Source organism: Niveispirillum sp. (assembly GCF_052437035.1).
In the GTDB taxonomy this organism is placed as follows: domain Bacteria; phylum Pseudomonadota; class Alphaproteobacteria; order Azospirillales; family Azospirillaceae; genus Niveispirillum.
This window is the reverse complement of record NZ_JBQVOH010000010.1, coordinates 115,612-131,268: the sequence shown is the minus strand read 5'-3', so window position 1 is coordinate 131,268 and position 15,657 is coordinate 115,612. Positions and strand designations below refer to the sequence as shown.

The window sequence follows — 15,657 nt, the reverse complement described above, 5'->3', positions numbered from 1 at the left end:
GAAGGACCGCAGGCGCGGGGGTCACAGGCGGGCGGAACGCACCGGCCAGGCGGCCATCGCCGCAACATCCATTACCCGGTATAGCGATTTCGACAATCGAAATCAACTTCGATAATCGAATTTTCTTGCCAAGCGACCGGACCGGGCGTTAGCTGGCGGCAGATCAGCAGAGACCGGAGCATCCCCATGCGTATCGGCAAGACCGACCAGCCTTTCAGTGCCATCTGCACCTCAGACGCGGAGAGCATCCGGGTCCGGGGGTTGGATCTTTGCGGGCAGATCATCGGTCGGATGGACTTTACCAGCTATTTCTGGCTGCTGGTCACCGGCAACACACCCAGCGATGATCAGCGTTTCATGGCCGATGCCGTGCTGGCCGCCATTGCCGAACATGGATTGGTGCCCAGCGTGGTGGCCGCCCGCATGACCTATGCCGCCGCCCCGGAGGCCATGCAGGGCGCTGTCGCGGCGGGCCTGTCCGGTTGCGGCAGTGTGGTTCTGGGCAGTGCGGAAATGGCGGGCCGGTTCCTGGCCGATCTGGTGGAAGCTGCTGGGGCAACTGCGCTGGAGCCGGTGGTAACGGCGAAGTTGAACGAGTACCGGGCCGTGAAGCGCGCCATTCCCGGCTTTGGCCATCCCCAGCATAGTGGCGGCGACCCGCGCGCGCATCGCCTTCTGGGTCTGGCCGACGAGCGCGGCATATCGGGGGCGCATGTGGCCACCTTGCGCGCGGTGAAGGCCGCCCTGCCGACGGCGTTCGGACGGGATTTGCCAATCAATGTGAACGGTGCCATCCCGGCGGTGATGCTGGATGCGGGCTTCCCTTTGCCGGCATTGAAAGGCATATCGCTGCTGGCCCGTACGGCCAGTCTGATCGCCCATTTGCGGGAGGAAAGCGAGCGACCGATCGGCTTCATCCTGTCAGCGGAAGCGGCCAAGGCCATCCGCTATGACGGGGAATGATCGCCCACGCCGAACAAGTCCATAAATGCATCGCGCAGCAGTACCGGCCTGCCGCGCGACACAATCAACAATACAGCATCGACGCAGACGGACCTGTTCAGCCGTTCAACTGCTGCTCCAGCTTGTGCAGGACCTCGTAACAGGACAGAACCTTGGCCACGCTGGCATTGGGTTCACGGCCTTCACGGATGGCGGCGATAAATTCGCGGTCCTGCAATTCGATGCCATTCATCGACACGTCAACCTGCGACACATCGATCTTTTCCTCACGCCCCGTGACCAGATCGTCATAGCGGGCGATGTAGGTGCCGTTGTCACAGATGTAGCGGAAGAAGGTGCCCAACGGCCCGTCATTGTTGAAGGACAGCGACAGGGTGCAGATAGCGCCTGTCTCCGCCTTCAGCTGGATCGACATGTCCATGGCGATGCCCAATTCCGGGTGGATCGGCCCCTGCACCACATTGGCCTGGACGATGCGGCCCGACTGATAGGCGAACAGATCCACCGTATGGGCGGCATGGTGCCAGAGCAGGTGGTCGGTCCAGCTACGTGCCTCACCCTTGGCATTCATGTTCTTGCGACGGAAGAAATAGGTCTGCACATCCATCTGCTGGAGCGACAGTTCACCGGACGCGATGCGCCGATGCAGCCACTGATGCGACGGGTTGAAGCGCCGCGTATGGCCGACCATGCAGACCAGGCCGGTTTCCTGCTGCTTCGCCAGCACCGCCTGGGCATCGGCCCAGCTGTCGGCCAGGGGGATTTCGACCTGCACATGCTTGCCGGCATTCATACAGGCGATGGCCTGGGCGGCATGCATCTGGGTGGGGGTGCACAGGATGACGGCATCCACGTCCGGGCGGGCCAGCGCCTCGTCCAGTTCCGTGCCAGCATGCACGGCGCCATACTTCTCCGCCACGGCCTGCGCCTGATCCAGGCGACGGCTGATCACGGAGGTGATGGTGACACCGGGGATGAGTTTAAGGGCGTCGAGATGCTTTTCACCGAAAGCACCCGCACCGACCAGGGCGATCCTCATGCGACAGGCTCCAGAACAAGGTGGCCGACCGCCGTGTTGCTGGCCGGCACATGGTAATGACGGTGAAGCTGGCGGACGTCGGCGCCCAGGGCCCCGCGCATGATCAGCCACATCACCATCTCGATGCCTTCCGATCCCGTCTCCCGCAGATATTCGATATGCGGAATGGAGCGGAGGCGCTGACTGTCCTGGCTCATCATATCCAGGAAGCGATTGTCCCACTCGGCATTGATCAGGCCGGCGCGCGGCCCCTGAAGCTGATGGCTCATGCCACCCGTACCCCAGACCTGTACCTTCAGATCGCCGGGGAAGCTCTCAACCGCCCGGCGGATCGCCTCGCCCAACAGCCAGCAGCGATTACCCGACGGTGGCGGGTAGGTCACGACATTGACCGCCAGCGGGATCACCTTCACAGGCCAGGCCTCGGGCTGTCCAAACAGCAGGCTCAGCGGCACGGTCAGGCCGTGATCGACCTCCATCTCATTGATGATGGTCATATCGAATTCGTCCAGGATACAGCTCTGGGCGATGTGCCAGGCCAGATCCGGGTGCCCCTCCACCGTGGGCACGGGACGCGGTCCCCAGCCTTCATCCGCCGGCTTGAAGCTCTCCGCACAGCCGATGGCGAAGGTGGGGATGATCTTCATGTCGAAGGCAGAGGCGTGGTCATTATAGACCAGGATGACAACGTCGGGCTTCTCCCCCGCGATCCATGCCTTCGACCAGTCATAGCCGGCGAAGAGAGGTTGCCAGTACGGCTCCTTCGTCTTGCCCAGATCGATGGCGGCGCCGATGGCCGGAACGTGGCTGGTCGCCACCCCTGCGGTGATGCGCGCCATGTCAGTTGCCCTCCTTGATTGAGCGGACGCCATTCGGCGAACGGCCGCCCGCCAGCATCATGGCTTGATAATCCTCCACACTCATGCCGGTCATGGTGCTGACCGCCTGCAGGAAGCTCAGCCCGTCGGTGGAGAATAGCTTGGCCAGGAAATAGATATTGCCGCCCAGGTCCAGCAGCCGGTTGTAATCGCGCGCCAGGATGGCCGCCTTCTGGTTCTCGTCCAGGTTCCAGCCTTCCAGATAGGCCTTCTCGTCCGCCTTCCAGCGGGCGCGGTTCTCCGGCTTCATCAGGCTCATGGCGAACTGGTTGATCCAGTATCCCTGGCGGGCGCGGGCGACCGTATAAACCCGCGTGCCGGGGATATCGTCGAACGCGGCAAGGTAGGAATGGATGTCCGGATGGCTCATAGCCCCCTCCCCTTCAGGATCGCATCCAGACGCGGGAACACGCGGCGGGCATTGCCCTCAAAGATCTGGTGTCGTTCCGCATCCGAAATGTCCAACGCATCAACATAACGCTTGGTATCATCGAAATAATGGCCAGTGGTTGGATCGATGCCACGCACCGCGCCAACCATTTCGGAACCGAAAAGGATGTTGCGGTTGTCGATGACCTTGGCCATCAGGTCGATGCCGGGCTGGTGGTAGACGCAGGTATCGAAGAACACGTTCTTCATCACATGCGTATCCAGCGCCGGCTTCTTCAGCATGTCGGCAAGGCCGCGATAACGGCCCCAGTGGAAGGGCACCGCTCCGCCACCATGGGGAATGATGAAGCGCAGGGTGGGGAAATCCTTGAACAGGTCGCCCTCGATCAACTGCATGAAGGCGATGGTATCGGCAGCGATATAGAAGGCGCCCGTGGCATGCATGCAGGCATTGCACGATCCCGACACATGGATCATGGCCGGCACGTCCAGTTCCACCATCTTCTCATAAAGCGGATACCAGTAGCGGTCAGTCAGGGCCGGGTGCTTGAAATGCCCGCCGCCGGGATCGGGATTCAGGTTGCAGCCGATGAAGCCCAACTCGTTGATGCAGCGCTCCAGCTCCGCAATCGACGCCTCCAGCCCCGCTGCCGGCGATTGCGGCAGCATGCAGACGCCGACGAAGCTTTCCGGGAACAGCTTCACCACGCGGGCGATCAGGTCGTTGCAGCGCCGTGACCATTCCAGGCTGACCGCCTGATCGCCGACATGATGGGCCATGGTGGAGGCGCGGGGGCTGAAAATGGTCAGGTCGGCCCCACGCTCGCGGATCAGGCGAAGCTGGTTCTTCTCGATGGTCTCGATGATGTCCGCATCGGAGATCTCAGGATAGGGCGGGGGTGGCTCACCCTTCTTGAAGGCGGCGACCTGCGCCTCCCGCCATGCGGTATGGGCTTCGGGCGCCGTGGTGTAGTGGCCGTGGCAATCGATCACAAGAGTCATGTCATCTCCGTCCCGTCGCGGGTGAGAAGGTTCAGCTTATGGTTCAGACCGTCCGGCGAACCGGCGGAAAGGGTTCCAAGTCGGCGTTGGCGGGCGATGGTGCCTTGGGTCATGGCTGGTTCCACGCCCAGTGATTCCAGGGTCTTGGCCACTTCCTCCATCTCGGCGGCGCGGCGCAGGCCATGGACCAGCATGCGATCCAGATTGTAATCGGCGCGAGCTTCCCATTCGGGACCCAGCGAGGATAAAACCTCACCAACTACCCCGGCGCGCGCGGCGGCCAGAACCATTTCGGCGGTCAGCGCCTCAATGCCCTTCACCATCACCGACCGCACCATCTTGATAGAGGAGGCGCGCCCAACGGCATCGCCCACGGCGCGTACCTTGGCAAAACCTAACGCAAGGAGACCGGTGACCGCCGCATCGGCATGCGGGCCGCTGACCAGCAGGGGAACCGACAGCCAGGCCGGATCAACCGGGGCCATCACCGCCACATCGACATAGCGACCGCCCGCCGCCTCGATCACTGCCGCCGCCGCGCGCTTGGTATCCGGCGCCACGGAATTCATGTCGTACCACAGCGCACCCGGCGACAGCAGCGGGGCGTAAGCCTGTGCTGCGGCCAGCGCCTGATCGGCGGTCACCAGACACAGGACCAGGGACCGGCCAGCCAATGCCGCCGCCGCATTCTCCCGCCCCTGAACGCCACTGGCGACGTACTCGGCACGCTTGGCCTCGCGCGCTTCCGCCCGGTCAGTCTTCAGGTCGAAGACGGTAGCGGCGCTCCAGGCGCCGGCGGTGGCGAAGGTGCGGCCCGCCTCACCGAAGCCGATCAGGGCAAGGCCCGATATAGGGTTGGGTTCGTTCTGCATGGCGCAACCCTGGCCGCAACCGGCGGAGAGGGCCAATCAGTTCGCGCGCCACGCTATAAGTTTTAGCTAACAGTCCTGCCAATGCCACGGGCGGCGGTGATCAACGCCATGATGAAGTCGGCCTGGATCGGGGTGGGGCGCCAACCGGTGCGGGTCGTTATGCCGATGGTCCGGCGCAGATCGCCAGGGGCCGCACCGACCTGTGCCACCACGCCGGCCTGCAATTCCACAGACAATTGGTCGGGCGACAGCAGGGTCAGGAAATCACTGTCGCGGATCAGCTGACGCACCGTCATGACCGATCCGCATTCGATAGGCACCACGGGCACGCACAGGGCACCGGCCCTGAACATCGCCTCCCACTGTGTACGCAAGGGTGTGCCGGTCGGCGGCACCACCCAGGGGTAGTCGGCAAGAGCGGCCCAGGGGTCGGGCCGGTCCATGATGGGATGGCCGGGCCGGGCGAAGATCATCGGCTGATCGTCGAACAGCGGACGCTGATCGACATCGACAGGCGGGTTATCCAGACGCAGCGCGCCGATCAGCAGGTCCAGCTCGCCATCGCGCAGGGGCTCGATCAACTCCGCATGTGATCCTTCCGCGATGGTGATGGTGATATCGGGATGGGCGCGGTGGAAGGTGGCAACCGCACCGGGCAGCAGCCGGGCCCGCGACAGCGGCATGGCACCCACCGCCACCCGACCGACCTCCACCCCGTCAAGCGCGCGCAACTCCGTAAGGGCGGCGACCAGTTCCGCACGCGCCAGACGAAAGGCGCGCAGGGTCCGATGCCCCGCCTCTGTCAGGGCGATGCCGCGTCCCCGCCGTTCGATCATGTTGCGGCGCAATGCCAGCGACAGATCCTTCACGGCCCGGTGCAGGGTGGGCTGTGACAGCCCCCCCGCCTGCCCCGCCTCCACCAGACTGCCGGCCCCGCCGACCAGGATCAGCGCGCGGACCTGCGCCATGGTCACGCGCGGCGACCCGATATGGCCAAGGGCCGCCTCCAGCCGGGGCTGCAATAGCCTGGCTGCTCCCGTCATTTCCATGCCATCGGCCCGCCGCTCGAACAGGGGCCGGCCCAGTTCACGCTCCAGCCGTGCCAGCCCCTGGGTCACGGCCGGCTGGGTCAGGGCAACGGCCTGGGCAGCGGCACTGATGCTGCCGCGACGCATCACCTCAAGGGCGGCACGCAAATGTCGGAGATTGAGATTCCATATATGCATTGCAACACGATTAGCAAAAACTTATGGCGCGGGCGTGCTTCTGAATTGCCCCAGCGTCACCTGGGGGTCAAGACAGTTATAGTGATCTTCCCCAGGAGAGTTTCCATGTCCGGCATCGTCGTCCAGAACATCCAACGCGCCGAGGCGTCCGTCATCGATGGGCTGGCCCGCTGTGGCGTAGCCACGGTGCATGAGGCGCAGGGCCGTACCGGCCTTCTGGCCAGCCACATGCGCCCCATCTATGCCGGCGCGCGCATCGCCGGGTCGGCTGTCACCATCTCTGCCCCGCCGGGCGATAACTGGATGGTGCATGTGGCCATCGAGCAGCTGAAGGAAGGCGACATCCTGGTCCTGGCCCCGACCAGCCCATGCGAGGATGGTTATTTCGGCGACCTGCTGGCGACATCCGCCATCGCGCGCGGCTGCCGGGGGCTGGTCATTGATGCCGGTGTGCGCGATGTCCGCGACCTGACGGAGATGAGCTTCCCCGTCTGGTCCAAGGCCGTGTTCGCGCAAGGCACGGTGAAGGCCACGCTGGGTTCGGTAAATGTCCCGGTGGTGTGCGCGGGTGCCGCGATCCAGCCGGGCGACGTGATCATCGCCGATGATGACGGCGTGTGCGTGGTCCCCCGCGCCAACGCCGCCGCCGTTCTAGAGAAAGCGCAGGCGCGCGAGGCAGCAGAAACCGCCAAGCGCACGCGCCTGGCCGCAGGTGAACTGGGCCTGGATATCTACGACATGCGCGGCAAGCTGGCCGCCATGGGGCTGAAATATGTCTGAGGCGGCAGGGGCGGACGGTGTGCGCTGCATGTGGATGCGCGGCGGTACCTCCAAGGGCGGGTATTTCGTGAAAGAGGATCTGCCCGCCGACACGGCGGAACGCGATGCGCTGCTGCTGCGGGTCATGGGGTCGCCCGACGCGCGGCAGATCGACGGCATGGGCGGGGCTGATCCGCTGACCAGCAAGGTCGCCGTCATCAGCCGGTCGCAGCGACCGGGCATCGATGTCGATTACCTGTTCCTGCAGGTCTTCGTCGATCAGGCCATCGTTACCGACGCCCAGAACTGCGGCAACATCCTGGCCGGTGTCGGCCCCTTCGCCATCGAACGCGGTCTGGTCGCGGCGACCGGTGACGAAACCAGGGTCGCCATCTTCATGGAGAATACCGGGCAGGCGGCGGTGGCCACGGTCAGCACGCCCGGTGGCCGGGTCAGCTATCGCGGTGAGGCCCGCATTGATGGGGTCCCGGGCAGTCATGCCCCGGTGCCTTTGGAGTTCCGCGATACGGCGGGTTCCAGCTGCGGCGCCCTGCTGCCCACGGGCAATGCTGTCGATAACATCAATGGCGTGCCTGTGACCCTCATCGACAATGGCATGCCCTGCATCGTGATGAAGGCCAGCGATGTCGGCGCCACCGGGTATGAGGACCGGGACAGCCTGGACGCGGACAGCGCGTTGAAGGCCCGGATCGAAGCGATCCGCCTGCTGGCCGGGCCGTTGATGAACCTGGGCGATGTTTCGGCCAAGTCGGTGCCCAAGATAATGCTGGTTGCCCCGCCGCGTGACAGGGGTGCCGTCTGCGTGCGCAGCTTCATCCCCCACCGCGCCCATGCAACCATCGGCGTGCTGGGTGCCGTCAGCGTCGCCACCGCCTGTCTGGTTCCCGGATCGCCGGCAGCGGAGGTGGCGGTGCTGCCCCCTGGTGATCGCAAGACCCTGTCGGTTGAACATCCGACGGGGGAGATGAGTTGCGTACTGGAACTGGATGATCAGGGTCAGGTGCGGACCGCCGCCCTGTTGCGCACCGCCCGCAAGCTGATGGATGGAGTTGTATTCCCATGACCGACCGTATCCGCAGCTGGGCCGACGCCCCGTCCCGTCCCCGCTTCACGCCGCCGCCGGGGGCCGTGGATGCCCATTGCCATGTCTTCGGACCGATGGCGCAGTTCCCGTTCAGCCCGAAGGCCAAGTACCTGCCCCAGGATGCCGGGCCGGAGATGCTGTTCGCCCTGCGTCGCCATCTGGGGCTGAGCCGCAATGTCATCGTCCAGGCCAGTTGCCACGGCACGGACAATGCCGCCACGCTGCACGGGATCGCAGTCTCTGACGGCACCTGCCGTGGTGTTGCGGTTGTCGATCCCGCCATCGATGATGCGGAACTGGAACGGCTGCATGAAGGCGGCATTCGCGGCGTGCGCTTCAATTTCCTGAAGCGGCTGGTGGATGACGCGCCAAAGGACAAGTTCCTGGAGGTGGCGCGCCGCATCCAGCATCTGGGCTGGCATGTGGTTGTCTATTTCGAGGCCGATATCCTTGAAGAAATGCGGCCCTTCCTGGACGCCATCCCCACCCCCATAGTCATCGATCATATGGGACGCCCCGATGTGACCCAGGGGCCGGACGGACCGGACATGCGGGCCTTCCGCCGGCTGCTGGACAGCCGCCCTGACATCTGGACCAAGGTCACCTGCCCCGACCGTTTATCGACCGCGCCAGGCTGGGACGATTTCGCCGGTGCGGTGACACCGCTGGTTGCGGATTATCAGGATCGGGTGCTGTGGGGGACCGACTGGCCGCATCCGAACATGGAGAAATCCATCCCGGATGACGGCCTGATCACCGACATGATCCCCCGCATCGCACCAACGGCGGCCTTACAGGAAAAGCTGCTGGTCACCAACCCGATGCGGCTCTACTGGCCGGAAGAACTGTCTTAACCCACCCAGGTTAGGGATGATGGGGCCGCCGGCGGCGACCCCATCATCATCCCTGCCCCGTCAGGTCTCAGTGGGCTGCATCGCGCACCGCCGGCTTGGCCTTGTCCGCCTGGGTGCCTGCCCCCGTAAAAGTCTCAATCCGGAAGCTGAAACGTGTGACCGCAAGCTTGGTGCGGTACTGCATATGCGGCTGCCCCACGGCATCCCAGCTTGTGTCGCCCCCCACACCGGACTGCGCAGCATCGATCAGCAAAGTGCCGTCACCATGCGGAACGATATCCGTGGACTTCCAGGTGCCGGGCGGGCGCCGATAGAGATCGGTATAGGGAAAGGCCAGGGCGTTCATCATCAGCGGCGTATCACCGATGACCCGTACGCCCGCTCCCTGACCACCGATCAGTTCCAGCCACCGCACATCGACCTTATTCCCCGTATCCTGTGGCCGCATATAGTCATGGTTCTGGTCGGCGACAGGGCCGCGCCACAGGCCGATGGCCGCCGATGTCTTGCGGTCGACATAGCTTTCGTGCGGCCCACGCCCGTACCACTGCACCGTGGAGAGGCCCGGATTGGTGGTGAACCACAGGCCGATACGGGTCGGCGGCGGCAGGTCATCCTTCAACGGGACCATCTCACCGGTCACCTGGACCGTGCCATCTCCCTGCATCTGATAGCGGGTGGTGAAGCGGGCGGCACCGCCACCCAGCATGTGCTCCACCGTCACGGTGCCACCCGCCGTGCCACGTTCGACAGCGAGATTGCGAAGCTGCCGGCGCTCCGTCATCGTCTTCCAGGCATATTCCCGCCCGACCAGCACCACGGACAAGGTACCCGTCGCCAGATCGTTGTCCGTCTCCGCACGGTAAAAATTGGGTGTGCCACCGGCCAGCAGATGCTTGCCATCCCGGCTGTATCCCGTCAGCAGACCTGTCTTGGCATCAATATCAAGGACTGCGCCGGCTGCCGTAAGCCGGACATGGCCTTCCCGCTCATCCACCTTCACGGTCCCTTGGGGGGCGTTACGCGGGGTGGCTGCGGTGGGGGCGGCCAGCGTGAACTGTTCCCAGCCAACAACGTGACCGGCAGGGACCAGAGGCACGGTTCCCTCCTTCGCGATGACACGAAAGGTGATCAGATATTCCGCCCCCGGTTTGCGGGGCAATGACGGTATCGGGATGACGACATCCGTGGCAGCGCGGGCTGCCGTATTCAGGGGCGGGAGATCACCCCGCGCCACCGCAACACCATCCTCTTCCACCACCCAGCCAAAGGCAAAGCCCGACAGGTCCAGGAAATCGTGCCGGTTGCGCACGGTCACCCGGCCAGTCGCCGGGTCGAACCCGTCGAACTGGATAGGGGACTGCACCTTCTGCACTTCATACAGGTGCGGGTTCGGCGTTCGGTCAGGCTGAATCAGGCCGTCGCCGAATTCGATGTCGCCGCCGGGATTGGGCCCATATTCGCCCCCATCGCCCCAGTAGCGCCGGCCATCCTTGGTATAACGGTACATGGACTGATCCACCCAATCCCATATGAAGCCGCCCTGCAGCTTATCGGGATAGCGATAGATCGTGTCCCAGTAATCCTTGAAATTGCCGCCGCCATTGCCCTGCATATGGGCATACTCGCATTGGATCATGGGCTGGGTGCGGCTGGGATCGGTGGCCCAATCCACCATCTTCTCGATATCGTCATACATGGGGGCATAGATATCGACATAGGCATTGGGCCGGTGTTCCCAGGCGATCGTGCCCCAACCCAGGAAGGACAGCAGCCGGCCCGGATCGCGCTTGCGGGCGGCGGCGGCGGCTTTCTCGAAACTGGGTCCGATGGCCGTTTCATTGCCCAGAGACCAGAAGATGATGGAGGGGTGGTTCTTGTCCCGCTCCACCATGTTCATGACCCGGCTGATATGGGCCTCTTCCCAGGCCGGATCGAAACCCATGGCCAGCTTTTCGCGGAATTCGGGGTAGCGGGTGGACAGGCCCAGATAGGCATGGCTCTCATTGTTAGCCTCGTCCATGACATAAAGGCCATACTCATCCGCCAACTCGTACCAGCGCGGATCGTTGGGATAGTGGGATGTCCGCACCGCGTTGAAATTATTGAGCTTCATCAGCTCGATATCACGTCGCATGCTGGCTTCGGAGATGACATGGAATGTCTCCGGGTCATGTTCGTGACGATTGATGCCCCGGATGGTGATGGGCTTGCCATTCACCCGTACCTGCCCGCCCTTCATCTCCACAGTACGGAAGCCGATGCGCTGCGGCACCGCCTGCAACAGGTTGCCGTCGGCATCACGCAGTTCGACCAGGGCGGTGTAAAGCTTCGGCGTCTCAGCACTCCATGGCTGCACACCCGGTATGGTCGCGGTCAGGGTCACAAGACGCTCTGCCTTGCCCGCCCGTACCTTCGCTTCCCGGACCAGCACTTCCAGCGCGCCATCCAGCAGGGTCAGGCGGACGCTGGCCGCCTTTGATCCCGGCGTGATGGCAATGTCGGTGGACAGGGTGCCGTCACGGTAATCCTTGTCCAGACCTGCGCGCACGAACAGGTCGCGCACCCGCACCTGCGGCACGGCATAGAGCCGGACCGACCGTTCGATCCCCGACACGCGCCAGAAATCCTGATCCTCCATGTATGAGCCGTCGGCCCAGCGGAAAACCTGGATGGCCACCATGTTGCGGCCCGGCTTCAGATAGGGGGTGACGTCGAAATCGCTGGGAAGCTTGCTGTCTTCGGCGTATCCGACCTTCTGTCCATTGATCCAGACATAATAGGCGGCACCCGCCGCACCGATATGCAGGATGACATTCTGTCCCGACCAATGCGCCGGCAGGTCGAAATCCCGGCGGTAGGAACCGACCGGGTTCGTCTCATGCGGGATCAGGGGCCGGTTGGCCGGAAACGGATATGTCGCGTTGTTGTATCGGGCCTGATCATAGCCCTCCGCCTGCCACATGGACGGCACCTTGATCAGGGGCCAGGTGGATACATCATAATCCGACCGTTCAAAACCGTCGGGCAGGCTGTTGGCTGATGGGGTGAAATGGAAATGCCACTGCCCGTCCAGTGAAAGATGGCGGTCCGATTTCGTGCGGTTACCGCCCAAGGCCAGATCGCGGCTTTCATAGCCGAACATGGTGGCACTGGCCGGCAGGCGTCCCCGCTCATTCACCGCCGGATTTTCCCAGTCCGGTCGGCGCGGATCGACCTGTACGGGGTCCATGTTGGGCACCACGGCCTCCTGGGCAGCGGCAGGCAGCACCAGCGCCAGAGCACAGGTGCAGAGAAGCAGACGGCCAGACCTCGTCATGGATCACCCTTCGATCATGGAAGCCAGATGATAAACGAATGCAGCAGCGGGAATGACATAAATTATCTGATTTGTATTACTTTTATCGCGGATAAAAAATTGGGAGCGGCCAGACGACCGCTCCCAGTGGAGGGAAATAGAGGATGTTCAGAGGCCGGTCAGCCCCCGAACTTCCAGCGCAACGCCGCACCAAAGACGCGGCCATTGACATAGTGCTGGCGTTCCACGCCCGTGTAATAGCCGGGCTCACCATAGAAGCGGTTCGGTGCGGCATTGGTGAGGTTTGATGCCGTCAGCGAAATCTGGAAACCTTCGGGCAGATTGAAGTTCAACGACGCGTCCAGCAGACCAAAGGCCTGGATGTAACGGCTATCCACCGGGTTCAGACCGATGGCCGTGAACTGCGCCCGCGACCGGTAGGTGTAGACGATACGGGCCGACATGACTTCGTCCTCATACATGCCGGTCAGGGAGTAATTATACTTCGATGTGAAGGGCTGGACCGAGTTCACCAGGACGCCCGATGACAGCAGCACGGGGTTCTTGGTATCGACATAGGTGAAGCTGGCCGATGCGCCGAAATTATGCAGGTATTCCGGGACGAAGTCATAATCCAGGAAGCTCTGCGCCGCAACTTCCACACCCTTCGCCCAGCCCTGCTGCGCATTGACCGTCCGGGTCACCAGATACTGACCACCGGAGCAGCCATTCAGAATGGCGCCGGTATATGTGAAGCCCGACACGGCTTCACAGGTCGCGATCTGGCTGAAGAAGCCATCAACCTTCTTGTAGAAGAAGCCGATGGAGGCATAGTTGGCACCAGAGATATAATGTTCGAAGGACAGATCGAAGCTGTCACCCTTCTGCGGCTTCAGATCGGGGTTACCGACAGATGCCGTACCGCTGCCCGCATTGACAACGATAGACGGGTTGAGCGACTGCGGATCAGGCCGGGTGATCCCCTTGCCGTAACCGAAGCGGATCAACGTATCTTCAGAAACATTGCCGATGATGTTCAGCGTGGGCAGAACGTCGGTGTAGGAACTGGTTGCCTCATTCGGCACGATGCCGGTGGAGGTGCTGACCTGCGCACGGGCATAGGTATCGGTCTTGACGATACGCACGCCGGCATTGCCCTTTATGGCATCATCCATCAGACGGAAACTGGCCATACCATAGCCGGCATAGGATTTTTCCTCGAACCGGCGGTTATTGACCGCAATTTCAGGCTCCGTGCCCGCCGTCAGGATGCCGGCCTGCGGGAACAGGTTCTTGATCGTGTCGCCATACAGCGCATGCGGATCAAAAATCAGGTAACCGCCAGCATAGCCCATCTTACCGTCCATGAAATTGTTCGGCGTGGCGATAATGGTTCCGACGCTGCCCATGCTGATGGCATTCGACCCGTTAGCGGCCAGGGCCAGACCATTAGTGGTCAGGTTCTTGCCGGCCAGCGTGAAGTCACGGAACGTGTCGTTCTGCGTGGCATAGCGGACGCCGAACTTCACATTTTCCAGGAAGCCATCATCAAAAGAGCGGGTGATGTCGGCCTTGGCGGCGATACCATTGTCGCGCCAGGTGTTGGGATAGGTCCCGTACTGGTTATAGTTCCAGGTGGTGGCAGCGGCAACATCGGGCCCGCCGATGGTCACGCTGGTCGGACGGGTCGACAGATCACGGGTCAGATCCCAGCTCAACCCAGGCGCTGACGCGAATGTAAGGCCGCGACCATCATTGTTGCGGTCAGCCTTGACATAGGTGAGGTCGAACGCAACCTCCAGATTGTCGGCGGCCTGCCACTTGCCGCCGCCGGCGACGACCGTGGTCTCATAATCCACATGGTTGCCGCCTTCCGTGATGGACAGGCCGGAGCCCAGGAAGGTGCCGCCCGTCAGCAACCGGCCGGCCAGCAACTCGTCAGCGCCACCATTGATATTGCGGTTGGTCAGGCCCTCGGTCGCCTGGAACGGCGTTGTCGTCAGATTGCGGACATAACGGCTGTTGCTGGATCCCAGGAACCCATATTCCTGGTCATAGCGATAGAAATTGTAGAGACCCTCGGCATAGAGTTCCAGATCGGGATTGGGCTTGTACTGCACCATGCCGTTCACGCCCTTGCGGGTACGGACATAGCTTTCCCAGCCGATGGTCGGGTTTTCACCCAGCACGGCGATCAGGCCGGACCGGTCGCCCGTCACGCTGGACGGCGTGACATTCGCCAGATAATTGACATCCGAACGGCCAACATAGGCGGAATTGTACAGACCGGACGCGGCACCCGCCGCATACTCGGCGCTGGCGGCATTGATCGCACGGCGATAGGAGATGCCACCGGCACCCGGCGTATTGTCGCCGCGATTGACCGTCCGCATGTAGCCACCGGCCAGCATGACGCCGATCTCCCCATCACCCACGTCCCAGGTCTGCGACACCAGGCCGAACATTTCCGGCTCAGCATCCTCGGACAGATCGTTATAGCGGCCACCGACGGACAGGGTTGCAGTCGTGCCTTTCATCTCCAGCGGGCGGCGGGTGCGGACATTGACCACGCCGCCGATGCCGCCCTCAATATGCTCAGCGGTCGGGTTCTTGAAGACATCGACGCCCGCCACGATGGCCGGCACCATGCCCTCGATATTAAACTCGCGCTGACCAGCGGTGAAATAGGCACGGCCGTTGACGCGGGATGCCGTCTGACCGGTCAGGCCACGCACCGTGATGCCGGAACCGACACCAACCGGCGACGCAGCCTCGCCCCCGAAGCGATAGGCCTGCACCCCCGGTACACGGGTCAGCGTCTCCGCCACACTCGGGTCCGGCAGCTTGCCGATATCGTTCGCAGTGATGCTGTCCACCACTTCGATGGCGTTCTTCTTCAGCATGGCATTGGTTTGCAGGCTGGCACGCATGCCCGTCACAATAATTTCTTCCAGCTGCTGATCGCCGGCAGCCGTCTGCGCGTAGGCGGAGTGAGCCAATGCAGCCACGGAAACCGTCGCCAGCAGCCGGACAAGGCTATCCTGCAGAAAATTCTTCATTTTACTCCTCCCCAGGACCGTCGACGCCATGCGCGGCGGTCGTTGTTTCTATTTGTCTGATAAATTAGGTATCGTTATCAGAATAGCCTGTCAACCTCAATTCGCCATCCCGCTGCACTTTTGTTGCGGACCTGCGATCAGGGTGGAAATCAAGCCGAAGCGACAGCAGGCACAGCATGGCTAGAAAGCGACATATCATGCTGAAAAACATG

At 62.8% G+C, this 15,657-nt stretch carries 12 protein-coding genes; 4 read left to right on the top strand and 8 right to left on the bottom strand.

The window, feature by feature from the left end; all coding sequences use genetic code 11:
- The first annotated feature begins 186 nt into the window (after positions 1-186).
- The gene (locus ACT6Q8_RS21100) at positions 187-963 is read left to right on the top strand and encodes a citryl-CoA lyase (RefSeq protein WP_444734344.1); all 777 of its coding nucleotides are present in this window, start codon (positions 187-189) and stop codon (positions 961-963) included.
- A gap of 97 nt (positions 964-1,060) precedes the next feature.
- Here the strand turns inward: ACT6Q8_RS21100 and ACT6Q8_RS21095 are convergent, their stop codons facing one another.
- The 6 genes from ACT6Q8_RS21095 to ACT6Q8_RS21070 all read right to left on the bottom strand — a co-directional run bounded on the left by ACT6Q8_RS21095 (position 1,061) and on the right by ACT6Q8_RS21070 (position 6,370).
- The gene (locus ACT6Q8_RS21095) at positions 1,061-2,002 is read right to left on the bottom strand and encodes a Gfo/Idh/MocA family oxidoreductase (protein WP_444734343.1); all 942 of its coding nucleotides are present in this window, start codon (positions 2,000-2,002) and stop codon (positions 1,061-1,063) included.
- Positions 1,999-2,841: a class III extradiol dioxygenase subunit beta gene (locus ACT6Q8_RS21090; RefSeq protein WP_054170328.1), complete on the bottom strand. Its 843-nt coding sequence runs from the start codon at positions 2,839-2,841 to the stop codon at positions 1,999-2,001. The genes ACT6Q8_RS21095 and ACT6Q8_RS21090 overlap by 4 nt, the downstream gene beginning before the upstream one ends.
- Before the next feature lies 1 nt (position 2,842).
- A complete protein-coding gene (gene ligA, locus ACT6Q8_RS21085) occupies positions 2,843-3,250 on the bottom strand; it encodes a protocatechuate 4,5-dioxygenase subunit alpha (protein WP_054170327.1) in 408 nt (135 codons plus the stop codon).
- Positions 3,247-4,272, bottom strand: a complete 1,026-nt coding sequence (locus ACT6Q8_RS21080; RefSeq protein ID WP_054170326.1) for an amidohydrolase family protein — start codon at positions 4,270-4,272, stop codon at positions 3,247-3,249. The genes ligA and ACT6Q8_RS21080 overlap by 4 nt, the downstream gene beginning before the upstream one ends.
- Positions 4,269-5,144, bottom strand: coding sequence for a DUF1932 domain-containing protein (locus ACT6Q8_RS21075; protein WP_444734342.1), 876 nt, complete (start codon positions 5,142-5,144; stop codon positions 4,269-4,271). The genes ACT6Q8_RS21080 and ACT6Q8_RS21075 overlap by 4 nt, the downstream gene beginning before the upstream one ends.
- A gap of 62 nt (positions 5,145-5,206) precedes the next feature.
- On the bottom strand, positions 5,207-6,370 hold the full coding sequence (locus tag ACT6Q8_RS21070; protein WP_444734341.1) for a LysR substrate-binding domain-containing protein: 1,164 nt from the start codon (positions 6,368-6,370) through the stop codon (positions 5,207-5,209).
- 105 nt (positions 6,371-6,475) lie between these two features.
- Here ACT6Q8_RS21070 and ligK point away from each other — a divergent pair, with 105 nt between their 5' ends.
- From ligK to ACT6Q8_RS21055, 3 genes are read left to right on the top strand one after another with little or no spacing between them, the layout of a single operon-like run.
- Positions 6,476-7,150 (top strand): 4-carboxy-4-hydroxy-2-oxoadipate aldolase/oxaloacetate decarboxylase, encoded by a 675-nt coding sequence (gene ligK, locus ACT6Q8_RS21065; protein WP_444734340.1) that lies wholly within the window; start codon positions 6,476-6,478, stop codon positions 7,148-7,150.
- On the top strand, positions 7,143-8,213 hold the full coding sequence (locus ACT6Q8_RS21060; RefSeq protein ID WP_444734339.1) for a 4-oxalomesaconate tautomerase: 1,071 nt from the start codon (positions 7,143-7,145) through the stop codon (positions 8,211-8,213). Before ligK ends, ACT6Q8_RS21060 begins: the two co-directional genes overlap by 8 nt.
- Positions 8,210-9,088 (top strand): amidohydrolase family protein, encoded by an 879-nt coding sequence (locus ACT6Q8_RS21055; protein WP_054170321.1) that lies wholly within the window; start codon positions 8,210-8,212, stop codon positions 9,086-9,088. The genes ACT6Q8_RS21060 and ACT6Q8_RS21055 overlap by 4 nt, the downstream gene beginning before the upstream one ends.
- Before the next feature lie 67 nt (positions 9,089-9,155).
- On the opposite strand, the gene ACT6Q8_RS21050 is transcribed toward ACT6Q8_RS21055, so the two are convergent.
- Together ACT6Q8_RS21050 and ACT6Q8_RS21045 are read right to left on the bottom strand one after the other, a co-directional pair.
- Positions 9,156-12,407: a glycoside hydrolase family 2 TIM barrel-domain containing protein gene (locus ACT6Q8_RS21050; RefSeq protein ID WP_444734338.1), complete on the bottom strand. Its 3,252-nt coding sequence runs from the start codon at positions 12,405-12,407 to the stop codon at positions 9,156-9,158.
- Positions 12,408-12,565: 158 nt separating this feature from the next.
- Positions 12,566-15,445, bottom strand: a complete 2,880-nt coding sequence (locus ACT6Q8_RS21045; RefSeq protein ID WP_444734337.1) for a TonB-dependent receptor — start codon at positions 15,443-15,445, stop codon at positions 12,566-12,568.
- Positions 15,446-15,657: the final 212 nt, after the last annotated feature.